This window comes from Lentzea chajnantorensis (assembly GCF_054300775.1).
This window is the reverse complement of the sequence record NZ_JBSDZT010000002.1, coordinates 7,487,725-7,513,498: the sequence shown is the minus strand read 5'-3', so window position 1 is coordinate 7,513,498 and position 25,774 is coordinate 7,487,725. Positions and strand designations below refer to the sequence as shown.

The following is a 25,774-nucleotide window of genomic DNA, read 5'->3' as shown; positions in this document are numbered from 1 at the left end:
TGCGAGTGCTGGTCGTCAACGCGGGCTCGTCGAGCCTGAAGCTCCGCTTCCTCGACGAGCACGACGCGGTGCGGCACACCGCTGACCTGCCTGCCGGAGCGGACGGGTTCGACACGTCGCGCCTCGCCGGAGTCCTGCGTGACTGGGACGAACCGGATGTGGTCGGGCATCGTGTCGTGCACGGTGGAACCGGCTTCACCGGTCCGGTACGGATCGACGACGTGGTGCGGGAGCGGTTGCACGATCTGACCGGCCTCGCCCCGCTGCACCAACCCAAGTCGCTCGCCGCTCTGGACGCCGTCACCGGACAATTCCCCGGTATCGCCGCGGTGGCGTGCTTCGACACCGCTTTCCACGCCACGATCCCGGAGGCGGCCGCGACCTACGCGGTGCCACGCGAATGGCGGGACCGCTACGCGATCCGGCGCTACGGATTCCACGGCCTCTCGCACGGCTACTGCTCGCGCCGCGCGGCAGAACTGCTCGACCGGCCGCAGGCCGGACTGCGGGTCGTCTCCTGTCACCTGGGCGCGGGAGCGTCGCTCGCGGCAGTGGTGGACGGACGCAGCGTCGACACCACCATGGGCTTCACCCCGTTGGAAGGTCTCGTGATGGCGACCCGGTCCGGTACCGTCGATCCCGGATTGGTGCTCTGGCTGGAAGAGCACGAACACCTGTCACCGCACGAGGTCGCCACGGCGTTGGAACAGCGCTCCGGACTCACCGCGCTCGCCGGCACCGGTGACATGCGCGAAGTAGAAGCCGCGGCGGATCGTGGAGACACGGACGCGGCCCTCGCTCTGGACGTCTACACACATCGACTGGTGGGTGGCATCGGCGCCATGGCGGCGGCAACCGGGGGGATGGACGTTCTCGCGTTCACCGGTGGGGTCGGTGAACACTCGTCCGCGGTGCGACGTCGAGCGGTCGAGCGGCTGCGGTTCCTCGGCGCGGCCATCGATCTCGACCGCAACGACACCGTGCGCGACGATCAGGACATCACCGCCGCCGGTGCGGACGTGAGGACACTGGTGATCACCGCTCGGGAAGACCTCCAGATCGCTCGCGAGGCGCGCGGTATCGTCACAGCAGAGCGGTCGCGATGACGAAGTAGACGTAGACCGAGAGCAGGTCCTGGACGACGGTGGCCAGCGGGCCAGAACCGAACGCGGGATCGCGGCCCAGCCGGTGCAGCAGCCACGGCAGGGCCATGGCGATGGCGGTCGCGATCGACGAAGCCACCAGCAACGCGGCCGACACGGCCAGCGCCACTTGGAAGTCACCCCACACCAGCAGGATCGGCGGGAAGGCGATCGCCGCGAGCAGGGTGCCGAGCAGCACGCCGGTGACGACCTCGCGCAGCGCGACACGTCCGATCCCGATGCCCACGGACAGCCCTCGGATCACGAGGGCCACGGTCTGGGTGCCGACCGCGTCGGCGATGTACACCACTCCCGGCACGAACAGCGCGACGAGGACCTGGCGGGCCAGCAGTTCCTCGAAGGACCCGACGATTCCCGCCGCCAGCAGTGCTCCCGCCAAGCCGACGAGCAGCCACGGCAGACGGTGCCACAGCCGCCTTGCCACCCGCTCCGTGCTCGCGCTTCGCGCAGATGCAGATGTCGTGAGGAAACCGCCGAGCCTGGCGAGGTCCTCGTCGTGCTCCTCGATGAGGACGCCGAGCAGGCGCTGTGCCGAGATCAACCCGCGGAACCGGCCGTCCGGTGTGATGACGGCGAGCCCGGGTTCCCGGTTCTGCACCGCCTGCCGGGCCGCTTTCTCCTGATCGACGTGGGGGTGCACCACAGGAGGCCGGGCATCCATGATCGCGCTCATCGGCGTGTCAGGCGAGGCCGCGAGCAGCTGCTCGATCGTGACGAGCCCGATCAGGGCGTCGCCACGACACACGGCCAGCACCGCCGCGCTGTCGAACTTCCGCCCCCGCAGACCGGCGTGCACCTCGTCCGCGATGTCGGTCGCCGCCACGACCGGCACGTTCATGGAGGCGTGCGCGGCCGCTGTGCTGAGCAGATCGGCCGGTCCCCGGCCGGTCACCGGCTGGTTCGGATCCGCGGTCCCGGACAGGGACGGGTTCATCGTCTTGCGTGCCGGTGGTCGGTTGACCGGCGCCAGCCGATGAAAATGTTCACGGACGTCTCCTCACGAGACCGTGGCGACCGCGGGGTCGGGCGGGCGTGAAGGAAGGTTGCTCGAGCGTAGAGACCAGCATCCTTCCCGCACAAGGTGCGCTCCTGTCCGAGGCCCTCTACGCTGAGTGGTACATCCGCCCCGGACCTCGGCGGCGCACGCGTGGATCGCTGACGCGCCGAGGAGGTCGTGGGATGTTCCCTCTTAAGTCGCCGAATTGTCGCGCAACGTGATCGCCGTGCACCGAATCGCCGGAACCTCGCTCGCGAGGGTTCCGCGTCTCCGCGCGCCACTTGGGTGTGTCCTGAGTGGATGGTGATGCCCACGTACGACTCTTGGTATGAGGAGAACTCGTGATGAAGGGACCTGCGGCACCCGTCGTGGTCGGTATCGACGGCTCGTCCTCTGCGCTCGCGGCGGTGAGGTGGGCAGCCGACGACTGCGCCCGCCACCACGCACCGTTGCGCCTGGTGCACGGCTACCTCCTGCCGAGCCGCGGCTATCCGGAGGTCATCCTCACGGGCACCGAGGTCCACCAGGCGATCGAAGCACAAGCGCGCACATGGCTGGACGAGGCCGCCCAAGCCGCACTGGCTGGTGCGCCCGACATCGATGTGACGACGCACGTCGTCGCAGGGGGTGCAGCGACATCGCTGATCGAGGAGTCGCGTGAGGCCCGGCTGATGGTGCTCGGATCGCAAGGACTCGGCGGCGTCACCGGGTTGCTCGTCGGCTCGACCGCGCTCGCACTGGCGTCGCACGGCCAATGCCCGCTCGTGGTCGTGCGTGGGACACCGCGTTCTGAGGGGCCGGTGGTCGTCGGCGTCGACGGGTCGCCGACGAGCGAGGCAGCGGTGGCGTTCGCGTTCGAGGCCGCATCGGTGCGTCGCGCGCCGCTCACCGCGGTGATGTCGTGGCACAACCTCATGATCGGCAGCGACTTCGACGACTCGCAGTTCGCGATCAACTGGAACCGTGTCGAGGAGCAGGAACAACGCCTGCTGGCACAACAACTCGCCGGCTGGCAGGAGAAGTACCCAGACGTGCAGGTCGACCGCGTCGTGCTGCACGACCGGCCGGTACGAGCCTTGACGCGGTTCGGCGAGCAGGCCCAGCTGCTGGTGGTGGGCAGTCGAGGGTACGGCGGGTTCGTCGGAATGCTGATCGGCTCGACCAGCCAGGCGCTGGTTTACCACGCGCCCTGCCCGCTCGCGATCGTACGGCCATGAGCGACATCGCGACCGGGACCATCGTGGTTGGCGTGGACGGATCTCCCTCCAGCGAGGCGGCACCGGGCTGGGCTCCGGCGGAGGCGCGGCACCACGGCTACCCGGTCGTCGCGATCTTCGCCTGGCACCGGCACCACGCCCTGATGATCGGTCCGATTCCCGTCGAGTTCGGCATGGAGTGGACGTCCGAACGCGTGCGCGCGGGACACCAGGCCGTACTCGACAAAGCGGTGAGGGCGGGCAACGGCTCCGGGGTGTGCAGGACCCTCGCCGAGGGCGATCCCAAGTCGGTGCTGATCGAGGCCTCGCGCAGCGCCGTGCTGCTCGTGGCAGCGCTTTCCGACGCGGGTCAAGGACAGGCAACGCGTGCCGGCGCCCGCCGCCGGTCGAGGCTCGGAGTCGACGAGGTGGAGTCATGAGCACAGCAAACCCGATCGTTGTCGGGGTCGATGGAACGTCGGTGTCAGAGCGAGCGTTGCAGTGGGCGATGGACGAGGCTCTCGTCCGCGACTGCCCGCTGCACGTCGTGCACGCGTGGAACTACGAGCCGCTCGCGGACTGGACGCAAACAGACGCGGCCCGAGGGATGCCGGCGTCCGAAGCACTGGTGGAGAACGCGTTGCGTGCCACCCTGGCAGGGCGCACCGACATCCCTGTGATCGTCCGGCGAAGCGTTCGAGGCGACGCCGCCGAAGTGCTGGAGCAGCAGTCGGTGGGTGCGACCATGCTCGTCGTGGCCACTCACAGCGGGCACTGGCTGCGCAAGACCGTTCTCGGATCGACCAGCACGCACTGCGTGCGGCACTCGTCCGCACCCGTCCTCGTGATCCCCGTGCAACGAGAGGCACGCAACGAGCAGAGCCATGCCGCTGACCAGAGCTGATCCCAAGGCTCCCACTCCGCACGCGCAGCCGGCCGACGAGGTCGTGCGACAGGCCCGCTCCGATGCGATGACCGGACTGTCCACTTCAGACTGGCAGAGCAGGCTCGCGGAGCTCGGACCGAACGAGTTACCGCCCAGCCGAGGGTCGAACTGGGTTGTGCGGCTGCTGAAACAGCTGCACAACCCGCTGATCTACGTCCTGCTCGCGGCTGCGGTGCTCACCGCCGCACTCGGCGAGATCGTCGACGCGTCTGTCGTGCTCGCCGTCGTCGTGATCAACGCGATCATCGGGTTTCTGCAGGAGATGCGGGCCGAACGCGCACTGGACGCCCTCGCGGCGATGACACGCACCGAGGCCACGGTGTTGCGCGACGGCGTCACGTCCCGTGTCCCATCCGCCCAACTGGTGACCGGTGACGTCGTTCTCCTGGAAGCGGGCGACCAGGTGGCCGCCGACCTGAGACTTGTCGACACGCAGGAGCTCAGCGTCGACGAGTCCGCACTCACCGGCGAATCCTCGCCGGTGTCGAAAGACCCACTGGCACTGCCACCGGACACCGCGCTCGCCGACCGGGCCAACACGGCCTACTCCAGCACACTGGTCACTGCCGGCAGCGGCCGAGGCGTCGTCACCGCGACGGGCACCGACACCGAGATCGGCCGAGTGCACCGCCTCGTGGGCACGACGGTGACGGTCCGGACGCCGCTGACACGCAAACTCGCACGGTTCAGCCAGGTGCTGACACTGGTGATCCTCGGGCTGGCCGTGGCCAGCGTCGCGGTCGGACTGCTGCGAGGAGAACCGCTGGCGGGCATGGTGACCGCGGCGGTTGCCCTCGCGGTGGGCGCGATTCCGGAAGGCCTGCCCGCGGCGGTGACGGCGACGCTCGCGATCGGCGTCGCGCGGATGGCACGCAGGAACGCGATCGTTCGCCGGCTGCCCGCCGTGGAAACCCTCGGCAGCACCACGGTGATCTGCACCGACAAGACCGGCACCTTGACCGCAAACGCCATGACCGTGCGGACGGTCGTCGTCGGCACCCGGCACCCGGCACCACGAGCTAAGCGGTATCGGCTATTCCCCAGAAGGGGACCTCGCGCCACCCGCGGACGCGGCGGTCCGAGAATGCCTGCTCGCCGCGTGGGCGTGCAACGACGCGCGAATCATCGAGGAGAAAAGTGAGTGGCAGCCTGTCGGCGACCCGACCGAGGCCGCACTCGTCGTCGCGGCCCGCAAAGCAGGACTCGGCACCGCCGACGTGCCGGCACGGGTGGACGTGCTGCCGTTCAGCTCGGAACGCCTGTTCATGGCGACCCAGCACACCGGCGGCGCCGTGTACGTCAAGGGCGCGGTGGAACGCGTGCTCGAACTCGCAGGCTTGGAACACGGCGTCGAAGCAGAAGAACTGGCACGCGACGGCCTGCGAGTGCTCGCGATCGGAACCGCCCATGGCGCTGAGCTGACCGAGGAAGCACTGCGCGGCAAGGTGACCTTGCTCGGACTGGTCGCGATGCAGGACCCACCTCGTCCCGAGGCGATCGAGGCCGTGCACGCCTGCCAGGCCGCCGGCATCGAAGTGAAGATGATCACCGGTGACCACCCGGCGACCGCACGGTCGATCGCGGCCCACTTCGACATCGACGACGTCTACGCGAGAGTGTCACCGGAGGAGAAGCTGCGGCTGGTCACGGAATTCCAGGCACGAGGCGAGGTGGTCGCGATGACCGGGGACGGTGTGAACGACGCACCCGCCCTGCGCCGCGCGGACATCGGCGTGGCGATGGGCAAGGGAGGCACCGAGGTCGCCAAGCAGGCGGCCGACATGGTGCTCACCGACGACAACTTCTCCTCGATCCGCGCCGCCGTCGAGGAAGGCCGCGCGGTCTTCGACAACCTGCGCAAGTTCATCATCTGGACCCTGCCCACCAACATGGCAGAAGGCCTGGTGATCCTCACCGCGATCGTGCTGGGCACAGCCCTGCCGATCCTCCCGGTGCAGATCCTGTGGATCAACATGACCACCGCCGTCGCGCTCGGCCTGCCCCTCGCCTTCGAACCCCGCGAGCCAGGCGTCATGCGCCGGCCGCCGTTGCCGCCGACCCTGCCCCTGCTGACCAGATCGCTGGTGGGGCGCGTCGCGTTCGTCTCCGCGGTCCTGCTCGCCTGCTCGTTCGGAGCGTTCCGCTGGCAGCTCTCCTCCGGGGCGTCACTCGAACTCGCCCGCACCGTGGCGGTCAACGTGTTCGTCGGCGCGCAGATCGCCTACCTGATGAACTGTCGATCACTGGAAAACCTGCGGTCGCGCGCCGGACTGCTGAGCAACCGATGGCTGCTCGGTGGTATCGCGCTGACCATCGGTCTGCAACTGCTGCTGACCTACCTGCCCGCGATGAACACCTTGTTCCACACCGCGCCAATGCCCTGGCACACCTGGACTTCCGTCCTGGTGCTGAGCGCCCTGACGTACGTGCTGGTGGAACTCGACAAATGGCGCCGCCGTATCGCAGCGGTGAGGCGACGTCCTTCCGGCTAGCGGCACTGGCGTCGCCGCAGCGCTCTTGGTACCTGCGTCAGCTCTTTTCACTTGGTTTGCGCACGGGCGTCCGCGCTCCGCAGCGGTCGGCATGTGCCGGCTGGCCGGGGGAGAACACTGGAAGAAGTCGAGGTGTGGCAACAGGGTCGAGCTGCGCTGAACCAGCTGCGACAGCGGGACCGGCCTCGCGCCGGGGATGTCAGGCACGCTTCACCGGGGCGAGGGTGAGCAGCCCGCAGCCGTAGGCCTTGCCGTGTCCGATGCCGTGGGTGAGGCTGTGCCGCAGCGCGTCGGGGTCGGTGATCTCCAGACGGCCCTCGAACACGGCGGTGGCCAGGGTGACGGTGCGTCCTTGGCGCTGGAACTTGAGGTGTTCGCGACCGCGGACGGCCACGTCGGTTTCTTTGTGCTCGCCGCGGGGAATGGTGAAGCCGTGGCGTTCGGTCCGGGTGAGCAGCCAGTCGGTCTGCTGGGCCACGGTGACGTGCCCGAAACGCTGTGACCGTGCGGCGTCGTCGCTTTTGCGGCGGCTGCTCACCGGGTTGGCCTTGAGTCGGAACGCCCACTCGTCGCCGGCCTTGAGCCGGTCGAGCAGGCGGGTGTAGTCGCGGGTGTCCCAACCGTGGGTGGTGGGCCAGCCGACGTCCTCGACCAGGTGAGTGAGATCGGGCTTGTGCGGGCTGACGATGTAGAGCAGGGTCTGGTAGTCACGCTGATCAAGCCGCCACAACACCCGCCCGTTCCCGGCCGGTGCTGCGGCCAGGGTGGGGAACCGGCCAGCACGGCGGCGTGGAGTTTCTGCGGTGAGGCGAGCAGATCGCGGGCGGCGCGGCGGGCCGGGTTGATCTCGAACCGGGTCAGGTGCATCAGAAGATCTCCTCGAACACAGTCATCGGGTCGAGGGGATCGCTGGCGGCGTCCGCAGGCACTGGCTGGTAGGCCGGGTTGGGGATGGTGACGCGGCCGTGTCGCACGGATCGCCACCCGTAGCGGCGTTCGCGGGGGTCGAAGCTCAGCGGTTCGTCGCGGACGAGTTCGCTGCCGGGCTCGCCCTCGGGGCACTTCGGAGAGCAGCTGGTTGGTGTTGCGGGCGTGGGTGCGCATCAGCGAGAAGGCGTCCTCCACGTCGATCTGCGGGCGCTCCGTCAGCACGCCCTTGGCCTGCTCGATGGTGATGTGGCTCGTGAGTGCGGCTTGCAGCTGTTCCGCGAGCACCCGGTTCCGCCGGATCGCGCGCACCTGGAGAAGGCTGATCGTCGCGACGTTCGCGAACGACTGCGCCAACGTCGTCGCCTCGGGGGGAGTGCATCCGGCGAGGTCCGGAACAGGTTGAGCGTGCCGATGACCTCGCTCCGCAGCCGCATCGGCACCGCGTCGACCGCGACGAACCCGAGGCGCACCGAGGCGGCGTTGAACCGGGGCCACCGCGGTGGCCCCGCGCGCAGGTCGTCACACCGGACGCTCTGACCTGAGCGGAAGCACTCCTCGGAAGGGCCTTCTCCGTCGTGTGCCAGGTGGTGCTCCAGCGGCCGGGTCATCTTGGTCGAGACGGCCATCAGCTTGAGCACCTTGTTCGTCGGCCAGCGCGACGAAGGTCTGGGCCACCCGGTCCGACATTCGCGCCACCTCTACTTGTCGATGTTGGTGCACATGAGTCCGCGCTCGGCCCGGTCGTTCGCCACCGAGAAGAGGTGGCGGACCGCAGGGCCGGACGGTCCACGCGTGCGGATGGACGCCTTTCCGCCGTGCTCGTCCTCTGCGCTCCGGCCCGCGGGCCGGTCGAGCAACAGGGCCGTGGCCACGTCGGCCAGGTGCACCGCGTCGGCGATCTCGTCCGGGAGCAGGGCGCCGCAGGCGTCCCGGTGGATCTCCAGAGTGCCGAGCGAGTGCGCGTTGAGCACCAATGGGAACGCGAACATCGCCGCCACCCCGATCGCGATGGCAGCGGGGGCGAAGACGGGCCAGTGCTTCGTGGCGGCGAGGTCCGGCACCAGCACGGGCCAGTTCTGCCGCGTCGCCGTGAAAGCCGGACCCTCCGCGAGCATGGTCTGCAATTCAGCGATTTCCACCCCGCAGAAGCCGGCGGTCTCGAACGGCTGGACGCCATTTCGTGTGGTCCGCAGGTAGATCGCGCTGCCGACCGCGTTCGTCCGCACGCCGCAGGCGATGCAGACGTGGCGAACGGCGACCTGCCGGTGCTCGTCCTCGTTCTCGTAGGTCTCCACGTCGGCCACCTGGCGGTGCTGCTCGGTGCTCATGTCGCTAGCCGATCCCGGGTTCGGGCGCCACCGGCCGCAGCGATCGGTTGTGACGCGGTTCGGTGCGGGTCTGTCTTCGCCTCGTCGACCTGACGGATCAGGTCGTCCCTGGCCTCGCCGAGTGCCGACGACAACAACCGCTGCTTCGACGAGGTCGCGACGAAGTGCACGCGGTGCGCGCTGCTGATCCAGCACTGCGGGACGACCCGCTGCTCGTCGCCGTCGCGGTCCTTCAGGCTGATCTCCAGGTCCACCTGGTCGTCGCGGTACGACCGCAGGCGGGTGCCGAGCGCGGCCAGACACCCCACGACCCAGTCGCGTCCGGTGGCGTGGAAGCCGGCGGAGAGATGCAGGCGCTGGACGATCACTGACGCGTCGGCCGGGACCGCGTTCATGCTTTGCCGCATACGGTGCTCAACTGAAATCTCCTCGTGAGATCAGAGCGACCGCGGGGTCCGGGCGGATCAATATCAGAGTAGCCCCTGCGCGGTCGTTCTCAAACTTCTTCAACTCATTGTGCGAAGGCCGCGCCGGGCGGCCGGTGCTGCGGGACGGGCGTGCGCGTGACCTGGTGCCGGACTGAAAGTGCACGTGACCAGCGTTCTCTGTCGAAGGGTGGGCTGCAGTAGGGCCCTGGTGTCGCTCCGCATGGTCGCGCCAGAATGGTTTCCGGGGGTTTGTTCTGAAACAATCTCCCTTAGGAAAAATTGGACCATCTCGTGGTCAACGATTTTGTCGCGATTTTTCGCGGTGCGGCTCACAAACGTATCGACGCTCGTGCGTCTGTTTGGCGAGTGGCGGAAGCACCGATGCAGTGATTGCGCCTCACGGCACCGAGGTCAGGACAGCCTGATCACAGCACGGAGGGTTTCGAGCGCCTGGTGCTGCACCAGGCGTACCGCTGCTGGCGTGGACCCGAGCACGTGTGCCGTCTGCTCCGCGGAGAGGCCTCGAACGACCCGCAGGCGCAGGACTTCGCGCTGATCTTCGGTGAGTGCCGCGAGGTGCCGAAGGCCGGGCCACACCGGACCGCTCACGACGCCCTGGAAGTACCGTGACCCGCGTCGATGTGGTCGGCGAGGCCCCACGCCCCTGCGTAGTCCTCATGCCTGCGTACCAGGGACGCGAGCGGGCGGAAGCGGTCGCGCACGCGGGCCGAGTCGACGAGTGCCGACATCATGAGGGCCCGCATCCCGCAGTCCACCACGCCCCGGACGTCTCCTTCGACCAGATGGCTGGTGGACAACAGGATCAAGCTGAACGTTCGGCCCCGGACCAGTATCTCGTCGTACTCGCCGATTGCCGTGGTGAGCAGGGGAACGGCGGTCCGCGCGTGCCGTCGTCCCACCGTGACCGACAGGTCCGTGTGCACGGCTCTTGCGATCGCGGAGAAGCTCCGCCTCGGTGAAGAAAGCCGCCCAACCGGCCACGTCGACGCGGTTCACGGCGGCGAACTCGTCCTGGCCGCGATCGAGCAGCGCGAGGGCGCCGTGCTCGGCCCCCTTCTTGGCGTACGCCCACGCCGCGTTCACGGAGAGGATGCCGGCCGCGAGGTCGTCGCCGGCCTTGGCAGCCGCGAGCCGGCCGATGTCGAAGTGGCGCAACGCCTTGTCGATCTGCCCGTGGTGCAGGAACACGCGCCCCAGCCGGTAGCACACGTTGGCCGTCAACCCGTCCGCACGCGCGAGCCCGACCAGGGCGAGGGCGTGGCCGAAGTGGTGGTGCGCGGAGCTCACCAGGCCCGCGTCGAATCTGGCCCACCCCGCGATGTTCCGCAGATTTGCCACAGCGGCGTGCAGTCGCTGCCGTACGTGCGCCGGCACGCGTGTGGTGAGCAACGGCAGGCTGTCACGGACCTGGCGCCGGATGTCATCGAGGCAGTTCTCACCGCCACTGCGGTGGTCCAGTTCGCGCAACGCCCGAGTGTGTTCTTCCGGGCGTGTGGCGTTGGAAAGTCCGATCATGACGGGCACCCCGAGCCTTGAGTGGCGGATGGTGCCGCCGGGGTCCGGGGCGGCTGGATCGACATCGATCTTAGTACGGCACCCACGTCGTGATCCGCCGCTGTTCGGGTGCATATGACTCGGGTCGCCATGTACCTGGGCGGACCGACCGGACCTGCTCACCGCCCGGCGACGCTGCCGTGGAGGTGCCTGGCGACGTCACGGAGTCTGACGTCGTTGTGCTGCGACTGCTGGACGAGCAGTTCGAAGGCCTGGTCGGCGGTGCAGGCGTGCACCGCCATGAGAATCCGCTTGGCCTGCTCGATGACTGCACGTGAGGCCAGCGCGGTCTCGAGGTTGCCGATGTGCTCACGCGATCTCTGCTGCTGGTGGGCGTTGCTGATCGCCGCGCTGGCCGCCGTGGTGAACAACCACATCACGCTCTCGTCGGACGGGTCGAAGGCCGGCGCGCTGTAGCTGCAGATGTTGAGCGATCCCATGTGGACGGCGTCGTTGCTGTCCGATGCCGGAAGCTCGATGGCCACGGAAAGGCAAGCGCGCGCGGATTCCAGGCAGGGGCCGCGGTCGGCGTCGTACTGCCTCTCGTCGGCTCCGGCGAAAGTGCTGTCGCTGGCCGCGGCGGTCCTCGGGCGCTCATCGTTGACCATGACCATGACCGTGACCGCGTCGGCGTCCTGGATCGCTTTCGTCGCGGTGTCGGCGAGCCGCTCGAGGATGTCCGTCGAGGGGCTCCTCGACGGACATCCCGTCCCTCAGCGTGGTCAGAGCCACGGCCGCCTCGTCCCGGCACTCCACCGCGTCCCTGCGGGTCGGCTTCGGCGGTGTGCGCGTTTTCCGTCCGAGGACGGTAGCCAGGTTGTCCATGCCGCATCGCCTTCCGCGGGGAACGAGTTCGCGGCGCTCGTGCTCAACGCGCAGCGAATGGTACGGCGCAGAGGTGTCGGCGAGAGTGCCGCGAAGGCGAGGACGACGAATCGATGTGGTGACCGGGTGTTCCAAGGCCCGTACCAGCCCGGCGGCCACGCGAAGCGGTTCCACGACAACGAAGGCGGTCGGCAGCGCTCGCGTCGCGACCCTGCGGCCACCCCGGACGGCCAGAGCACCCGCCCGCCCACGACCGAGTTCTCCGGGAACTCGGTCGTGTAGTTGTACGCGGCGATCCACCTGACGAGTTCGACGGTCCGGTGTGCCGCCTGCCTGGCGAGGAGCTTCGGGTGCAGGCCTGCCAACAGTTCGGCGCCGGTGAACCGGGTGGGCAGCCACCGGTTCAGCACGGCGGAGACCTCGTCGTCGTGGCCGCGTTCGGAGAGCTTGCCCTGGAAGACGCTCTTCTCGTGGACGGCGTCGCGGCGCAGGCCGATGCTGATGACGTCTGGTCGTGAATCCGTGCTGACGTCGTCACCGGGCCCCAGCGTCCCGGTCTGGAAACTTGTCGAGGGCAGGTGCCCCTCGTCGATGCAGCGGACGCTCAGCACGAACCTCAGCCGGTCGGGTGCCATCCCGCTCTGGTCGGGATGCACGACCATGGACGGGGTGCACACCGCCGCTCCCTACGACGGCGTACACGTGGGTGAAGTACGCGCCGATCAGCAACCGGCGGGGTTCGGCCAGGTCGACGTCCGCGGGCAGGCGGTGGCTGACGCTCGCGAAGTTGTCCGCGAAGGTCGCGCGGATGTCCTGGTGCCGTTCCGCGAACAGGCGGACCGTGCGCTCGAGCGCGGCGAGGACGACGCCGTCGTCGAGTGCCATGACCCGCCGGATCACGGCTGCGGACCGCGACTCGTGCTCGGGCACCTTCTCGCCGGGCACGAACAGCCTGGTGATCACCCGGCGCGGGTCCGGACGCAGCCGCAGCCGGCTTCGGGTGACGCGTGCGTTCATCCGGTGCTCCTCAGGAGCGTGCGCAGGTGCTGGCGGGTGGAGATCAGAGCCAGGGTCGACTCGGCCCCCTGGTTGTTGTTCGGGCCTTGCGGGGTCAGCCCGTCGTAACCGCCGCCGGTCTGATCGTCGCGCATCGACGAGCCGAGGTCGTTGTCACCGTTGAACCACGCGATCGAACGGTGGATGCCGCGAGTCAGGTGGGGTCGCCGGTGCAGCGGTAGCCGCGGGCGCAGGCGTCGGCCATCGCGGCCGCCTCGATCGGCTGCTGGTCGAACGCCGGGCGCTGCTCGCCGAGGAACCACCCACCGGTTGGGACCGGTGAGAGGTGGAAGTCCGTGGACTCGACGCCCAGCAGCCACTCCAGCAGCCGCAGGCCGTCATCGCGCACCTTGTCGTCGGCGAGGAGATCCCCGCGGCGATCAGCGCCTCGGCCAGCGCGGCGTTGGCGTAGAACAGCCGGTTCTCGGGCCACGGCCACGTCGGGTCGGGACGTGGTTCACCGACGTACGAGGGGACATCGCCGAGCAGCGCGGCGGCGGAGGCGTGGACCGGATCGGCGCTGAGGCCCTCGGCGGCGCCGAGCGCGGCGAACGTCATCGAGCGCACCGACGGCGGCCGGCGGTGCGCGCTGCGGTCGAAGCACTCCAGTGCTGTCCGGCGGATCGAGGGCACCGGGCAGCGGGCGGCGGCGGTGTCGAGTCCCCACAGCGCCCGGCCCCACCAGTCGCCCAGTCCCGGCTCGTCCTGCCAGTCGCGGCCTAGGCCCGAGACGGTTGTGGAAGCGCCCGTCCTCGTTCTGCGCGTAGGCCATGAAGGCCAGATAGCCCTCAGCCAGCCCGGCCAGTTCGGCGGGCAGTTCCGGTTCGCGGCTCAGGACCACCAGACCCCTGGCGACGTCGTCGAGGCAGTAGCCGTGCTCCCGCCGCGGCAAGGGGCCTTCCGCGTGCTCGTAGAGACCCGTGTCGTCGCTGAGCCGCACCAGGTGGGAGAAGTCGGGTTCCCTCATCGTGTCAGGACGACTCGGGTGGTGAGCAGGTCCTCGGCGAGGCGGAGATACCGGCCGGCCACCGCGGGCCAGCTCAGCGCCGGACGGAGCTCGGTGGAGCGGTCGTGCATTCCCGCGGCGAGCTGGGGCTCCGTCAGCACGCGCCGCAGCGCCGCCGTGATGGCCGCAGGGTCTCGGTGCGGCACCAGCAGACCGGCTCCGCCGGCCAGCAGTTCGACGGCGTGCGGGAACACCGTGGTGACGACCGGTCCGCACGCCGCGAGCGCTTCGACGAGCACGCCCGACGTGACCTGTTCGGAGGAGTCGTAGGGGAGCGGGACGACATCGGCCCGGCCCACGAGGTCCGCCAGCGCGTTCGCCTCGAGGTAGGTCGGATCGAACTCCACCAGGTCCCCGACGCCGTGGGCGGCGGCACGGTCGCGCAGGTGCGTCCGGTACCTCTCGCCCCCGTGCGCCAGCACCTTCGGATGGGTCTGCCCCGCGATCAGAGCCGCCGCGAGCAGCGCGAGCAAGCACGCCACCACGACGGCACCCGTTCGAACCCTTCCCGTGATTCTGGGGGATCCGTTGTGCGGCCGTTCGCCGTTCACCGATTCTTCAATTTTTGAACACTGTCTGCCGCTTATCCGACCGTGGCGTTCGAAGTCCACTGTGGATGTTGTCGCGAATTGGGCCGGCCTCGTTCAGCAGGACGGCGGAACGCCACCAGCACAGGACAGTCGCGTTGCCGGCGGCCGCCAGAGATTCAGCGGGAGAGAGTGCGCGGGTCGCGCCCGCGGGGGTACACCTCGTGCTCCGCGACCGAACCGTCCCGGCCGCGGACGACGTGGTCCACCGCGTGCGAGATGGCCATCTCACGGCCGTTCGTGCGCGCATCTTCCTTGGACAGGTGAATGCTGGAAGGAAGGTCGTTCCCCTCGACCTTGTTCTTCCACCGGCCGTTTTCGAAGTAGGTCTCGATGTCGCCACGCATGGGCTCACTCCCCGCAGGTTCGACCTTCCGAGTACCCGCTGGCGCCGGCTGTCACACCGCTTGCCCTCCGCGAGCCGATCGGTCGCGCCGCTTGGTCGAGATGCCCGTCGTGCGGGCCTTGTGCAGCGTGCCCGCGCAGATCAGGTTCGGAAGCCGCTGCCCGGAAACCCGATCGAGATCAGATCAAAGCGAGTTCGTGCATGCCGGGAATACGTTTCGTGCAGGTCAGCCGAGCGTCGGTGGATCGCGGCCATCACCGGTCATCCACGACACCGGTGGCGTCCACCTCGACAGCCAGATGTCTGGCCAGCGCCCGCACACCCCTCCGAGGCTCGCCCGAAGTCACCGAGCCCGTCGTGTTTCGACAGGTTTCGCGTTGCCAGGCGAGGGATCCGTCCCGCGCCCGGCGGATCAGCTCGGCCCGGTCGCCGCCGGCACCGCCCTGCTCGAAGTCGTCCATGCGCCCGCCGAGCATCGTGCGAGCTTTCGCCGCAGCCTCGGCCAGGCTGCACCGGTGGTGCCGGGCGAGCACAGTGATGAGATTGTCCGTGCCCTCCTCCAACTCCCGCCGCGCGGAACGCAGGTCGTTGGTCCAGGCGATGATGTCGGCGGTCGCGTTGCGCAACCCGTCCAGTTGACGGGCCTCGGGCAGAGCGCGTTCCATGACGGCCAGCACCGGCAACACCGTGATGGTGCGTCGGCGCAACACCACGTAATCGTCGAGCCCGAGCCGCTCACCAGACGCCCGCAGCTCCGCCTCCGTGCGGATGGCCTCGGCAAAGTCCCGGTACAGCCCGATGAACTGGTCGCTTCATCCCGGCCGAGCCGCCGCTTTCGTGCGGCCCCACAGGTCGCCGAGTGCGCGCACCGCTGCCACCGGGTGCTCACTTCGGTCCGCGCCGCTGAGCACCTCAAGGAGCTGTTGCAGCAGCTTCCGCACCTCGGCCGGTGACTGCCCTTCCTGGTCGAACCTGTCGTCGACCAGCGCGACGAACGCACCCCACTCGGCTTTGACCCCCAGCTCAGCAGGGTCCGCATGCGGAGTCAGCCATCCGGCCATGCGCCCGTGCCCCATGCGACCCAACCGCCGCGCCTGCTCGCCCTCGCTGACCAGGCCGTGTCGGGCAGCCCACGACCTGGCCTGGCGTTCAGCGTGAATCCAGTACGAGTTGCAGATAGTGATCATCGCATCGGGCACTACCGACGAATGGCCGCGACCCGAGCCGTCCGTTCAGGCGGTTGCTGAGACACCCGGGAGAGTGATTACTTCTCGGACGGTGCGAGGTCGCGCACGTGTCATCTCATGATGCCGGGGCGTTCTTGACCCAGCAGATCTTCCGCTGGTGGCCGTCGAGGTCCTCGAAGACGCGTTGATGGAAGAAGTCCGCATCCCACGGTGGCGAGTACTCCTGGCCGCCAGCGATGATGGCTCGGTCGACGATGAGCTCCACATCGCCGCGGTCGTTGGCGAAGATGTCGAACACGGCTTCGATTTCGGTCCGGGTGTCGACGACGCGTGAGATCGAGGTCGAACCGAAGCCCGATCGCGGTGAAGAACTCCTTGCGGCGGGAAAGATCCGCTACCCGCATGACGGTGAACAGACGATGTTCCATCGACTCTCTCCCCGCCCTCGACCCACGCCCTTCAGTACACGAAACTCGTGCCGAACCCGTGCACGGAGCGGTAGAAGCAGACCGCGGCGGACAGGTGTGGCGTCTTGGCCCGGTTGCGCTCGGCCTGTGCAACGATCGACTGGCCGATGGTTGTGACGATGTCCAAACGGAGGAGCGTTTCGTTGCATGAGCGGCGGGCCCGACCGGCGAGGTGCCTTGTCGGAGGTTGGGGATCAGTATGTCCACATCGGACTACATTCTGCTGGGCAGGACACTTCGGTCTGGAATTTCACCCGGTTGCGATACCTGCTGAGAGAGTTCGCAACCGGTCGAAGACGCCACGAGCGGCGTTCCGGGGCTGACAGGTGCGTTCGGCACGAGGACCCTGGCCTCCGCGGAGCCCGGGGCCCTCTCGGGACGGGATCAGGGCCTGACTTCTCTCCTCGCTCGGATGCCCAGCGACTGGATCAGTTCGTGGGGCGGATACCTCATGGCGTGGTCGGTAGGAGGCAGGTGTAGCTCAGGGGGAGCAGGCTCACGAACGTTCCTCCGGCTCCGGTGCAGATGCTGCGGGCTTCCTGGACGCGGCGGTTCGCCGGGCTGAGGGGGTTGAACACGCAGACATATCCCACCGGGTTCACGGTGAGGGTGAGCACGCCGCCGGTCACGATGCACAGTGCGGTTGCGTTTCCCGTGCCCGAGCCGGGGCCCGTTGCCGGCGGGGTGCTGGTGTTCTCGCAGCTGGCGTGGATGTCGGGGTCCGGTGCGGGCCCCTGGCAGGTGTCGACGCCGAGGCCACCGTCGAGGCTGTCCTGGCTGCCGTCGACGGAAGCGCCGATGAGGGTGTCGGTGCCCGCGCTGCCGGAGATCGTGTCGATGCCCAGGCCGCCGGTGAGGGTGTCGTTGCCGGTGCCGCCGGTGAGGGTGTCGTTGCCGTCGCCGCCGTCGATCGTGTCGTCGAGCGCTGAGCCGGTGATGGTGTCGTTGCCACCGTTGCCGCGGATCGTCTTGGCGGGATCCGTTCCGCCGCAGTCGATCGTGTCGTTGCCGGGACTTCCAATCACGACGGTGTCGGTCTGGGTCACACCGGCGCTCACGACGCAGTTGACGGCGGCCTGGGCGGTCAGTGGAGCGACCGCCCACAAGCCGGGGACCGCGAGAACTCCGGCCACCGCGGCGACGATCACCCGGCGGATCTGACTCTGCTGGATCCTCATGTCTTCATTTCCCGAACACGATTTGTTCATAGCCGCACAGCGCGGACGCGCCAGCGGAGAAGAGTGCGCGAGCGACGCGCGGAGACCTTGCCGAAGCAGCCTGTGCGGCTACTCGCACATACGAAAACCTCGGCTCGTGATCTGTACCCATGATCATCGCGGGTCATGTCACGTCACCGAGGTCCGGGGTAACAGACCGAAGTGTACTCCTTCAGATGCGCCGACCGTTACCGCCGTCCCCTAAATGGCCCACCTGTGCGGAAGTTGATTGTGGTGGGCTTGGTGAAAAACCTGATCAGACACTATGGAACACATATTTCCTCATGGCTTGGAACCGAGGTTGTCCCACAGATTTGGTCAACGTCCCGGTGAAGATCGCAGGCTAGTACCGGTTGATCGTTGCCGCTGTTCTCGTAATTCGCGCCTCCGTAATTTCCGTCCGCTGTTTCGGTGATATTTTCGTGGCGTGTGGGAGGTCAGGCGGGCGAAAGCAAGGCAGGCGGTGGCAGAGGAGACCTCAGTCCCGGGCTCACTTCAGAGTGAAAGGTCGGTCAAGGGATCGACAGCACGTACCAGTACGACGGGCCGGGCCCTGGTCGACCTGGGCACCGCGGTGGGACGGCTTTACCGGCAACGCCGGGACCGTCACCGGCGGCGCCGGTAGCGATACCGTCGTGCGCACCGCGGGCAAGGGCGGCAACGGCGGTCTTGGCGGCCTCGGAGGTAACAGCGGTCTCGTCGCCGGTGGCGCGGGTGCCGGTGGTATCGGTGGCGCCGGTGCGGCCGGCGGCGTCGGCACTGGCGTTGGACGAGGGCGCTTGCGAACCGGTGGCAGGAGCAGCCAGGACCCGTGTTTGGGTGTGGTGGATCTCGAGTCGCTGAGCCAGGGCGAAGGCCTCGCCGGGGTCGAAGGCTTCGTAGAGCGAGGCGATGCCGTGGGTGTTGAGGTTGTCCATGACCAGCACGACGGTCTCGGCGTCGGGATAGTCCACGGTCAGTAGGTGTTTGACCTGCCCTGCTCAGTCGAGTTTGGTGCGCTGGGCCAGGGCATGCACGCGGCGCCAGCCACGCAGCGGTTCTGCCCACACGAAGATCGAGCAGGTGCCGCACCGGACGTACTCACTGTCCTGGCGGGCATCGCGGCCCGGCCGGGCCGGCAGCGGGTCGCGGACCTCGCCAAGGAACTGGAAGGGCTTCTCGTCCATGCACACGACCGGGCGGGCAGGGTCGTGCGGGCGGGCGTAGACGGCGAGGACGTCTTCCATGCGGGCTGCGAACTCCGCGTTCGCCTTCGGCGGGATGTTCCAGCACTTCCTCAGATGAGGACGCAGTTCTGTTTTTTCAAAACCCGGCCGATGGTCGAGTGGTCCAGGTTCGGGATGTCCTCGGTGAGCTCGACGTGTTTTTCCAGCAGCCGCAACGACCATCGAGCATGCCCCGCCGGCGGCTGCGAGCACGCCAGGGCGATCAACCGGGCTTCGACCTCACCGGTGACCGGCGAGGGCACCGGCGGAAGGTCACGCTTCTTGCGTCCGATCGTGGCCAGGACATCACCGCCGGTCTCGGCGAATCGCTTGGCGACCAGCCGCAGCATCTCACCCGAGACCCCGAGCCGATCTGCGATCACTTCCTTCGGATCGGGCTCACCTGCCGAGGTGTCCAGCGCGAGCAGTACCCGCGCCCGCCTGATCGCTGAGGCTGAGTGCACACCAGTGGTGGTCAGCCGGATCAGCTCTTCACGATCCCGCGCCGACAACGTCACCGGCCGCTTCAACTGGGAGGCCATGACAACAGCCTCCCAGCCAAACGCGCCATAACTAAGCAGCGACACTACTGGTGCCGCATCTCGGAACGTTGACCCGGTGATCGGCTCGGTCTGCTGACGGTCCAGGCTGGTCCTCCCATGTCGAGCGGGGCGAGTGCGGTGCTGACGATCGCTCCGATGCGCGTCGTACATCTTCTGCGCGTCGACGAACTCGCAGCTCTTGGGCCCTGATTGCACGCCATGGGGCTGTAACCTGCACAAATGATCAATCCGTTCGGGGTGAGTCTCGGCGCCAAGGCCGCACGCCTGCTGGCCCGGCTCGGACGCGCCGAGATCCGCCCAGGGTTGACGGAGCAGGAGTTGACCGGTATCGAAGCGCGGTTCGGGTTCGCGTTCGCCGACGACCACCGCGCTTTTCTCGCGGCGGGGCTGCCCACGGGAGGGGCATGGCCCGACTGGCGTCACGGCAACGCCGCGCAGCTTCGTTCCTGGCTCGACAGACCGGTCGAGGACGTGGTATTCGCGGTGGCGGAGGCGGACTTCTGGCATCCGAGCTGGGGCACGCGCCCTGCCCGGCGGACCGACGCCGTAGCCGGCGCGAGGGCGCACTTGGCGTCAGTGCCGCAGCTGGTTCCGGTCTACTCCCATCGCTACCTGCCCGCGGGCCAGGCGACATTCGCTCACCCGGTGTTGTCGATCCGCGGCGCCGACATCATCCCCTACGGGTACGACCTCATCGACTACGTGCACCAGGAGTTCGGCGGCCCGCAGGGCAGAGCCGACGAGGAGCGGCACGTCGTTGCCGCCACAGCAGCGTTCTGGTCGGATTTCCTGTCCTGGTCGAACCGGGAAGGGTAGGGGGACCACGCACCGCTCGGCACGGATGAGCCATGAGCACCGCGCCGACCGGGTCCGCCCCACGGTTGGGCTCTGCGGGATGGGAAGCCCTCGCAGAAACCTCCGTCAACGCGCCTCAGCCTGAGCTGAAAGACCCAGCTAGTGCTGCGTCACGCAACCTTGATCAGGTAATGGGTCCAGGTGCGGATAGCGGTCGGCCCGATGTTTCGGCAGAGCCCCATCAGTATGCCGAGTTTTGAGGTGGAGCTCCCACGAAACCGGCGAGTTGCGTCTTCAGCGTGGAGGGAGTCGGCGACGTGCGCCCAGACGTCGCCTTGCTCATTGACACGCCCACCAGCGCACCGCATGCGGGCGAACAGTTCGCGCGTCCACGATCCCCGCTTTCCCGGCGCCGCCGCCGCACATCACTCGAGGCCACGGTCGACGGCGGAGAGCTTCATCAGCGGCGCCTCAGAACGCTTGAGAACCCAGGACGAATAGCTGGCGGGGCGAGGTGTTGCCCGTCTGCCGCGAACGGCGCCGACCGTTCAGGAACCGGCGACCGAGTCGAGGAGGTTCTTGGCTACGTCGCGGAGTTTGACGTTCTCGTGCTGCGAGCGCTGCACGAGCATCGTGAAGGCTTCGTCGGCGCTGCAGGAGTGCACGGCCATCAGCACACCTTTGGCCTGGTCGATGACGGCCCGGGAGGCGAGGGCCTTCTCCAGGCTGTCGATGTGGTCTCGTGAGCGTTGCCAGCGCTGGGCGCTGGCGATCGTGACCGACGCGGCTGTCGTGAACAGCCGCATGAGCCCTTCGTCGAAGGGGTCGAAGGCCGCGGCCGTGTGGCTGTAGATGTTGAGTGAACCGAGGTGCTTTTCGTCGGAGGAGTTCGAGGAGGGCAGCAGCACCGGCACGGACAGGTAGGCGCGGATCGCGTGCGCCGCGGCGGCTGCCTCGAACTCCGGCCACTCGTCGAGGTGCTCGCCGACGACAGCCCGCACAGGCCGCAGGGTGCGCGCGGACTCCAGGCACGGGCCCCGGTCAGCGGCGTACTGCTTCTCGTCGACTTCGATCAACTCGGGGCTCGTGGAGGCGGCAGTGCGCGGCCGCGCCGGATCCATCAGCGACACCGTCACCGAGTCGGCATCCGGGATCGCCCTGCTCGCGGTGTCGGCCAGCCTCTGCAACGCGTTGTCGAGCGGCTCCTCGTCGGTGAAGTAGTCCCGCAGCACCGTCACCGCCTCGGCGGTCTCGTCGAGTCTGCTCAGGGCATCAGGACGACTACCGCCGCCCGGCTCGGCCGCGGACGTCTCGGACGCGTTCGTCTCATCGGCCATGCCGCCGCACCTCGTAGCTCAGAGGAACTGATCTACGGCGCCGCTGCTTGACGTCGTCAGGGCATGGTACGCAATGATCACGACACAACCACGGCCAACGGGCCGCGCGAGCGAACCGGAACCGGCGCGGGGAAGCTGCACAGTTTCAACTGTCCCCGCGCCGGAGCCGGCCGGCCCGCCCGAAAGCGGCCCACCGTGTTCACGCGCACGTGCTACGGCGCCCCTTCCATACCCCTGCGGCGCTGATCCAATCCTGCGTTGATCAGATCGACGCAGAAATCGCAGCTTCCGCCGGACCGCACAGCGGCTTCCTCGTCGCGGCAGAGGCGAGTCATGACCGTCACAGCCCGCCGTTGGCCACGTCGATCGTGAACCGCTTCACCACGGCCGCGTCCCGCGCCTGCAGCGAGTCGGGCAGGCCGAATCGGTCGCGGCCGAGGGAGGTCACGGCGTCAGCGCTTCGACGGAGGACACCGCCGGCGCCGGTCCGGTTCCGTTGAGTGGCCGGTCGCCCCAGCCCGTGGCGCCGAGGAGGGCGTTGTTGCGGCGCCGGATGGCGGCGGGGACGGTGGTGTTGTAGACGGTGATGAAGTCGATTTCGTCGTCGGCGGCGCTGGCTTCGTCGAAGGTGTGCAGAACGGTGAACCAGACGTTGAGCAGGCCGCTGAAGTGAACGGTGAGCCAGGTCAGTTCGACGAGCATGCCGGTGGCGTAGGCGTTGTGGTAGGCGGGGGTGTCGGTGCAGGGCGGTGCGCCGGGGCGGTCGAAGGTGGGGTTGCCGTGGTCGTCGACCAGGTGCAGCAGCATTGCCTCGGCCTGCTCGGCGCGGGTGTCGGGGTCGGGGTGGGGCAGCAGCTCGGACAGGGTGTTGTAGCCGATGACGGTGTGGTGGGTCATGGAGTAGCGGCTGCGGTTGAGCAGGCTGACGACGTTGATGACCAGTTCCTTGGTGACCCGGTCGAGGAAGCCCGAGGTCGGGTAGCGGACGGTGCCGCCCTGTGCGGTGTCCCGCCCGGCTCCGCCGTGTCCACGCACGGGTTCGGAACCACCGAAGGATGAGGCGGAGCAGCGGTGCTGTCGTCCAGGGGTGGTTTGGTCTCGCGCGCGTGACAGCCGACCCCGGCACCAACTGGGAATCGATGAGGATCGGGTGATCGGTGAGCACACGCTGGGCAGCGAGATCGAGGACCACGACGACAGCTTCGCGATGCGGTTCCTCTACGCGTTCTGGCGCCTGTGCGAGCAGTGGATCGCCGTGACCGAGCCAGCCGAGGTTCGCCACTCCGCACGAGGCTGCCGAGTTCCTGGAGACGGACCTCCCGGAGGCCTTCCGGCCAGGAGCCGCGTTCGCCGATGTGCCGAACGGCTGCTTCGCGACCGGCAACGGCTCGTCCATCACTTGACGCGAGGTGCGCGCCCCAGCGTGCTGTGGCGGGCGATCAACCGGTGCGGGGCGCGCACCTCTATGCCGGGCAGTGGATCCGTGCTGCCGATGCGCAGGAGCAGCCGTTCCACCGCTGTTGTGGCGATGGCGTCCTTGTCCGGCGAGATGGTGCTGATCGCCGGGTTGGCGTAACGGCCTTCCTCGATGTCGTCGTAGCCGATCACCGCGATGTCCTCGGGCACGCGCAGCCCGCGTTCCAGCACCTCGTGCAACGCGCCGAGCGCCACGGTGTCGTTGTAGCCGAAAACGGCGTCCGGTGGGTCGTCCCGATCGAGCAACGCCCGCATGGCGGCCGCACCGGCGGCGCGGTTGAACCGGCGCGTCTGGACGATCAGCGACTCGTCGACCGGGAGACCGGCGTCCGCGTGGGCCTGCCGGTACCCGAGGGTGCGCAACTGCGCCGCCTCGCCGGTCGGGTACGGCTGATCGCCTATCGCGGCGATCCGGCGCCTGCCCAGGCCGATCAGATGCGCTGTGGCCGCACGGGATGCCTCGACGTCGTCGATGCCGACATGGTCGAAGAAAGCGTTGGACGACCGCTCACCGAGCAGGACGAGCGGGAACGTCGGGTCGCTCTCGGCCAGGTCCTCCTGCGCGAGGCCGAGCGGGCTGTAGATCATCCCGTCGAACAGGGCCGCCCGTGCGCCGCGCCGGATCAGTTCTCGCTCGTGGGTGGGATCGCCGTCGGTCTGGTCGATCAGCACGTGGTAGCCCCGCTCACGGGCCTTCGGGATGATCGCCTGCAGCAGCTCGGAGAAGTAGGGCACGTCCAGGAAGGGAACCACCACCGCGATCTGCCCTGACCGGCCGTTCGCCAGGTTGCGGGCCAGCACGTTGGGCCGGTAGCCCAACTCCTTGATCGCCTTCTCGACCTTCTCGCGGGTGGGGTCGGTGACCGGGGCGTAGCCGTTGACCACGTTAGACACCGTGCGTGCGGACACACCAGCCAGCTCAGCAACGTCACGCAGCGTGGCATCGCGCATGTACTCACTCCGTCGAGACCGGCGCGGCGGCCCACCGCTGCAGCGCTGCAGCGCAGTGTGCCTGCCGATCCCCGCCACGACAAGTCCCGGTCTTCCGAGTGTCGTGGGACCGCACCCGCATCTGGCTCGAACTACGTCAGATTGGGTCTTGCAGCGCGGCAAAAGCCAGTACATAGTGCTTTGCAGCGCAGCAAGACCCAACCGCCACGGTGGCAGTACCGGTCGATCCGCTCCCTCCCGCCAACCGTGGTGCAGCACCTCACGACCTCAGCGGTCCTCGGTTCGTGCCTCACGGGGTCACCGCATTTCCGATCACTCACCGTGACGGCGATCGAGCATGCACTGACGCATGCCGCGACGGAAAGGCGCTACTCATGCTCGGCACCAGATGGATGGCGAAACTCCGTGCAGGGCTCGTCGCCACCGGCCTGCTCGCCGTGGCCGCGTGCGGCGGTGCCGTGGACGACGCCGACGGACCCGTGCGCGTGTCGGTCTGGGCCTGGTACCCGGAGTTCAAGGCCGTGGTCGACGCGTTCAACGCCTCCCACGACGACATCCAGGTCGACTGGACCAACGTCGGCACCGGCCCGGACCAGTACGCCAAGCTGAAGACGGCGTTCACCGCCGGCAAGGGCGCGCCGGACGTCGCGATGGTCGAGTTCCAGCAGATCCCGACGTTCGTCATCCTCGACGCACTGGTGGACATGGGGCAGCACGGCGCCAACGACGACAAGAGCCTCTACGCCGAATGGGCGTGGAGCCAGGCCACCGACGGCGACAAGGTCTACGCCATCCCGGTGGACGGCGGACCGATGGCGCTGATGTACCGCAAAGACCTCTTCGACCAGCACGGCATCCCGGTGCCGACGACCTGGCAGGAGTACGCCGACGCGGCCGCGAAGATCAAGGCCGTCGATCCGAACGCCTACATCGCGAGCTTCGGCAGCGACGGCGGCTGGCTCAACGGGCTGATGTGGCAGGCGGGTTGCCGGCCGTACGGCTACTCGCAGGCCAAGGCCAAGGACCAGGTGAAGATCAACCTGACCGCACCCGAGTGCGAGAAGGTCGTCAACCTGTACGGCGACCTGGTGAGCAAGGGGCAGATGGCCCAGGACAAGTTCTTCACCGCCGACGCCACCGCGGCGCTCGACTCCGGCAAGTACTGGACCTGGGCCGCGGCCGGCTGGACACCCGGATACGTGGCCGGCTCGCTCAAGAACACCGCGGGCAAGTGGGCGGTCGCGCCGATGCCGCAGTGGACCGCGGGCGCCGACGAGCAGGGCGACTGGGGCGGTTCGACGTTCACCGTGACCAAGCAGGCCAAGAACCCGAAGGCAGCGACCACGGTGGCCCGCGAGCTGTTCGGCCGCTCGAAGGCCGCGTGGGACATCGGGCTGAACAAGGCGTTCCTCTACCCGCTGGCGAAGGAGGTCGCGGCCGACCCGGCGTTCACCGGCAAGGCGTACGACTTCTTCAACGGGCAGAAGGTGAACGAGATCTTCGTGCCGGTGTCGCAGAAGCTCGGTGAGTTCCAGTACACGCCGTTCCAGGACTTCGTCTTCAAGGACCTGAACGACCGCACCGCCGAGGCGATGTCGGGCAGCAGGCGGTGGAGCACGGTGCTGGGGGAGACGCAGAAGAACGTCATCGCGTACGCCGAGAAGCAGGGCTTCAAGGTCAGCCGTTAGTGCACCCGAGGTC

General features: G+C 68.3%; 34 protein-coding genes. 10 read left to right on the top strand and 24 right to left on the bottom strand.

Annotated features, from left to right (window positions below):
- Positions 1 to 5 precede the first annotated feature (5 nt).
- On the top strand, positions 6 to 1,106 hold the full coding sequence (locus ACVDFE_RS35790) for an acetate/propionate family kinase (RefSeq protein WP_458433564.1): 1,101 nt from the start codon (positions 6 to 8) through the stop codon (positions 1,104 to 1,106).
- On the opposite strand, the gene ACVDFE_RS35785 is transcribed toward ACVDFE_RS35790, so the two are convergent.
- A complete protein-coding gene (locus ACVDFE_RS35785) occupies positions 1,084 to 2,097 on the bottom strand; it encodes a magnesium transporter (RefSeq protein WP_458433563.1) in 1,014 nt (337 codons plus the stop codon). The two genes, ACVDFE_RS35790 and ACVDFE_RS35785, sit on opposite strands and share 23 nt — an antisense overlap.
- A gap of 407 nt (positions 2,098 to 2,504) precedes the next feature.
- On the opposite strand from ACVDFE_RS35785, the gene ACVDFE_RS35780 reads away from it, so the two are divergent.
- The 5 genes from ACVDFE_RS35780 to ACVDFE_RS35760 are packed head-to-tail and all read left to right on the top strand — an operon-like array spanning position 2,505 to position 6,794.
- Positions 2,505 to 3,377, top strand: a complete 873-nt coding sequence (locus ACVDFE_RS35780) for a universal stress protein (protein ID WP_360401564.1) — start codon at positions 2,505 to 2,507, stop codon at positions 3,375 to 3,377.
- Positions 3,374 to 3,796: a universal stress protein gene (locus tag ACVDFE_RS35775; RefSeq protein ID WP_360401516.1), complete on the top strand. Its 423-nt coding sequence runs from the start codon at positions 3,374 to 3,376 to the stop codon at positions 3,794 to 3,796. The genes ACVDFE_RS35780 and ACVDFE_RS35775 overlap by 4 nt, the downstream gene beginning before the upstream one ends.
- Positions 3,797 to 3,837: 41 nt before the next feature.
- Positions 3,838 to 4,260, top strand: coding sequence for a universal stress protein (locus ACVDFE_RS35770; protein ID WP_458433562.1), 423 nt, complete (start codon positions 3,838 to 3,840; stop codon positions 4,258 to 4,260).
- The gene (locus tag ACVDFE_RS35765) at positions 4,241 to 5,443 is read left to right on the top strand and encodes a cation-translocating P-type ATPase (RefSeq protein WP_458433561.1); all 1,203 of its coding nucleotides are present in this window, start codon (positions 4,241 to 4,243) and stop codon (positions 5,441 to 5,443) included. The genes ACVDFE_RS35770 and ACVDFE_RS35765 overlap by 20 nt, the downstream gene beginning before the upstream one ends.
- On the top strand, positions 5,331 to 6,794 hold the full coding sequence (locus ACVDFE_RS35760) for an HAD-IC family P-type ATPase (RefSeq protein ID WP_458434454.1): 1,464 nt from the start codon (positions 5,331 to 5,333) through the stop codon (positions 6,792 to 6,794). The genes ACVDFE_RS35765 and ACVDFE_RS35760 overlap by 113 nt, the downstream gene beginning before the upstream one ends.
- A gap of 199 nt (positions 6,795 to 6,993) precedes the next feature.
- On the opposite strand, the gene cas6e is transcribed toward ACVDFE_RS35760, so the two are convergent.
- The 6 genes from cas6e to ACVDFE_RS35730 all read right to left on the bottom strand — a co-directional run bounded on the left by cas6e (position 6,994) and on the right by ACVDFE_RS35730 (position 10,298).
- On the bottom strand, positions 6,994 to 7,527 hold the full coding sequence (gene cas6e, locus ACVDFE_RS35755) for a type I-E CRISPR-associated protein Cas6/Cse3/CasE (protein ID WP_458433560.1): 534 nt from the start codon (positions 7,525 to 7,527) through the stop codon (positions 6,994 to 6,996).
- A 412-nt stretch (positions 7,528 to 7,939) separates the two neighbouring features.
- On the bottom strand, positions 7,940 to 8,332 hold the full coding sequence (locus ACVDFE_RS35750) for a GAF domain-containing protein (RefSeq protein ID WP_360401558.1): 393 nt from the start codon (positions 8,330 to 8,332) through the stop codon (positions 7,940 to 7,942).
- A gap of 90 nt (positions 8,333 to 8,422) precedes the next feature.
- On the bottom strand, positions 8,423 to 9,052 hold the full coding sequence (locus ACVDFE_RS35745) for a GAF domain-containing protein (protein WP_360401507.1): 630 nt from the start codon (positions 9,050 to 9,052) through the stop codon (positions 8,423 to 8,425).
- On the bottom strand, positions 9,049 to 9,447 hold the full coding sequence (locus ACVDFE_RS35740) for an HPF/RaiA family ribosome-associated protein (RefSeq protein WP_360401504.1): 399 nt from the start codon (positions 9,445 to 9,447) through the stop codon (positions 9,049 to 9,051). The genes ACVDFE_RS35745 and ACVDFE_RS35740 overlap by 4 nt, the downstream gene beginning before the upstream one ends.
- A gap of 444 nt (positions 9,448 to 9,891) precedes the next feature.
- A complete protein-coding gene (locus ACVDFE_RS35735) occupies positions 9,892 to 10,077 on the bottom strand; it encodes a sigma factor-like helix-turn-helix DNA-binding protein (protein ID WP_360401555.1) in 186 nt (61 codons plus the stop codon).
- 8 nt (positions 10,078 to 10,085) lie between these two features.
- Positions 10,086 to 10,298, bottom strand: coding sequence for a hypothetical protein (locus ACVDFE_RS35730; RefSeq protein ID WP_458433559.1), 213 nt, complete (start codon positions 10,296 to 10,298; stop codon positions 10,086 to 10,088).
- On the opposite strand from ACVDFE_RS35730, the gene ACVDFE_RS35725 reads away from it, so the two are divergent.
- The gene (locus ACVDFE_RS35725; RefSeq protein ID WP_458433558.1) at positions 10,291 to 11,037 is read left to right on the top strand and encodes a hypothetical protein; all 747 of its coding nucleotides are present in this window, start codon (positions 10,291 to 10,293) and stop codon (positions 11,035 to 11,037) included. The two genes, ACVDFE_RS35730 and ACVDFE_RS35725, sit on opposite strands and share 8 nt — an antisense overlap.
- 137 nt (positions 11,038 to 11,174) lie before the next feature.
- On the opposite strand, the gene ACVDFE_RS35720 is transcribed toward ACVDFE_RS35725, so the two are convergent.
- The 9 genes from ACVDFE_RS35720 to ACVDFE_RS35680 form a co-directional block, all read right to left on the bottom strand.
- Complete coding sequence (locus ACVDFE_RS35720; RefSeq protein ID WP_458433557.1) at positions 11,175 to 11,669, bottom strand: ANTAR domain-containing response regulator; 495 nt, start codon at positions 11,667 to 11,669, stop codon at positions 11,175 to 11,177.
- A gap of 108 nt (positions 11,670 to 11,777) precedes the next feature.
- Entirely contained in the window at positions 11,778 to 12,515 is a 738-nt protein-coding gene (locus ACVDFE_RS35715) for a hypothetical protein (protein WP_458433556.1), read from the bottom strand.
- Positions 12,415 to 12,897, bottom strand: coding sequence for a hypothetical protein (locus ACVDFE_RS35710; RefSeq protein ID WP_458433555.1), 483 nt, complete (start codon positions 12,895 to 12,897; stop codon positions 12,415 to 12,417). The genes ACVDFE_RS35715 and ACVDFE_RS35710 overlap by 101 nt, the downstream gene beginning before the upstream one ends.
- Positions 12,894 to 13,031 (bottom strand): hypothetical protein, encoded by a 138-nt coding sequence (locus ACVDFE_RS35705; protein ID WP_360401489.1) that lies wholly within the window; start codon positions 13,029 to 13,031, stop codon positions 12,894 to 12,896. The genes ACVDFE_RS35710 and ACVDFE_RS35705 overlap by 4 nt, the downstream gene beginning before the upstream one ends.
- 59 nt (positions 13,032 to 13,090) lie before the next feature.
- Positions 13,091 to 13,285: a hypothetical protein gene (locus ACVDFE_RS35700; RefSeq protein ID WP_360401486.1), complete on the bottom strand. Its 195-nt coding sequence runs from the start codon at positions 13,283 to 13,285 to the stop codon at positions 13,091 to 13,093.
- A gap of 614 nt (positions 13,286 to 13,899) precedes the next feature.
- Positions 13,900 to 14,427 carry a glycosyltransferase gene (locus tag ACVDFE_RS35695; RefSeq protein WP_458433554.1) on the bottom strand — a complete coding sequence of 176 codons (528 nt, stop codon included), beginning with the start codon at positions 14,425 to 14,427 and terminating at the stop codon, positions 13,900 to 13,902.
- A 221-nt stretch (positions 14,428 to 14,648) separates the two neighbouring features.
- Positions 14,649 to 14,876 carry a DUF2188 domain-containing protein gene (locus ACVDFE_RS35690; protein WP_458433553.1) on the bottom strand — a complete coding sequence of 76 codons (228 nt, stop codon included), beginning with the start codon at positions 14,874 to 14,876 and terminating at the stop codon, positions 14,649 to 14,651.
- A 253-nt stretch (positions 14,877 to 15,129) separates the two neighbouring features.
- On the bottom strand, positions 15,130 to 15,669 hold the full coding sequence (locus ACVDFE_RS35685) for a terpene synthase family protein (RefSeq protein WP_458434453.1): 540 nt from the start codon (positions 15,667 to 15,669) through the stop codon (positions 15,130 to 15,132).
- A gap of 18 nt (positions 15,670 to 15,687) precedes the next feature.
- A complete protein-coding gene (locus tag ACVDFE_RS35680; RefSeq protein ID WP_360401477.1) occupies positions 15,688 to 15,936 on the bottom strand; it encodes an isoprenoid biosynthesis enzyme family protein in 249 nt (82 codons plus the stop codon).
- Between the two features lie 283 nt (positions 15,937 to 16,219).
- On the opposite strand from ACVDFE_RS35680, the gene ACVDFE_RS35675 reads away from it, so the two are divergent.
- A complete protein-coding gene (locus tag ACVDFE_RS35675; RefSeq protein WP_360401474.1) occupies positions 16,220 to 16,396 on the top strand; it encodes a hypothetical protein in 177 nt (58 codons plus the stop codon).
- Between the two features lie 125 nt (positions 16,397 to 16,521).
- On the opposite strand, the gene ACVDFE_RS35670 is transcribed toward ACVDFE_RS35675, so the two are convergent.
- The 5 genes from ACVDFE_RS35670 to ACVDFE_RS35650 all read right to left on the bottom strand — a co-directional run bounded on the left by ACVDFE_RS35670 (position 16,522) and on the right by ACVDFE_RS35650 (position 19,493).
- The gene (locus ACVDFE_RS35670; protein ID WP_458433552.1) at positions 16,522 to 16,656 is read right to left on the bottom strand and encodes a hypothetical protein; all 135 of its coding nucleotides are present in this window, start codon (positions 16,654 to 16,656) and stop codon (positions 16,522 to 16,524) included.
- A 322-nt stretch (positions 16,657 to 16,978) separates the two neighbouring features.
- Entirely contained in the window at positions 16,979 to 17,707 is a 729-nt protein-coding gene (locus ACVDFE_RS35665; protein WP_458433551.1) for a calcium-binding protein, read from the bottom strand.
- 551 nt (positions 17,708 to 18,258) lie between these two features.
- Positions 18,259 to 18,699, bottom strand: coding sequence for a hypothetical protein (locus ACVDFE_RS35660; protein WP_458433550.1), 441 nt, complete (start codon positions 18,697 to 18,699; stop codon positions 18,259 to 18,261).
- Between the two features lie 27 nt (positions 18,700 to 18,726).
- Entirely contained in the window at positions 18,727 to 18,972 is a 246-nt protein-coding gene (locus ACVDFE_RS35655; RefSeq protein WP_458433549.1) for a hypothetical protein, read from the bottom strand.
- A gap of 50 nt (positions 18,973 to 19,022) precedes the next feature.
- Positions 19,023 to 19,493, bottom strand: a complete 471-nt coding sequence (locus ACVDFE_RS35650) for a helix-turn-helix domain-containing protein (RefSeq protein WP_458433548.1) — start codon at positions 19,491 to 19,493, stop codon at positions 19,023 to 19,025.
- Between the two features lie 240 nt (positions 19,494 to 19,733).
- Between ACVDFE_RS35650 and ACVDFE_RS35645 the strand changes: the two genes are divergently transcribed.
- Positions 19,734 to 20,330 (top strand): hypothetical protein, encoded by a 597-nt coding sequence (locus ACVDFE_RS35645; RefSeq protein ID WP_458433547.1) that lies wholly within the window; start codon positions 19,734 to 19,736, stop codon positions 20,328 to 20,330.
- Positions 20,331 to 20,857: 527 nt separating this feature from the next.
- Here ACVDFE_RS35645 and ACVDFE_RS35640 read toward each other — a convergent pair.
- From ACVDFE_RS35640 to ACVDFE_RS35630, 3 genes are all read right to left on the bottom strand, one after another.
- Positions 20,858 to 21,646 (bottom strand): ANTAR domain-containing protein, encoded by a 789-nt coding sequence (locus ACVDFE_RS35640; RefSeq protein ID WP_458432142.1) that lies wholly within the window; start codon positions 21,644 to 21,646, stop codon positions 20,858 to 20,860.
- Between the two features lie 444 nt (positions 21,647 to 22,090).
- A complete protein-coding gene (locus ACVDFE_RS35635; RefSeq protein ID WP_458433546.1) occupies positions 22,091 to 22,681 on the bottom strand; it encodes a hypothetical protein in 591 nt (196 codons plus the stop codon).
- 360 nt (positions 22,682 to 23,041) lie between these two features.
- Positions 23,042 to 24,073 carry a LacI family DNA-binding transcriptional regulator gene (locus ACVDFE_RS35630; protein WP_360402093.1) on the bottom strand — a complete coding sequence of 344 codons (1,032 nt, stop codon included), beginning with the start codon at positions 24,071 to 24,073 and terminating at the stop codon, positions 23,042 to 23,044.
- A 392-nt stretch (positions 24,074 to 24,465) separates the two neighbouring features.
- Between ACVDFE_RS35630 and ACVDFE_RS35625 the strand changes: the two genes are divergently transcribed.
- Complete coding sequence (locus ACVDFE_RS35625; protein WP_360402090.1) at positions 24,466 to 25,761, top strand: ABC transporter substrate-binding protein; 1,296 nt, start codon at positions 24,466 to 24,468, stop codon at positions 25,759 to 25,761.
- Positions 25,762 to 25,774: the final 13 nt, after the last annotated feature.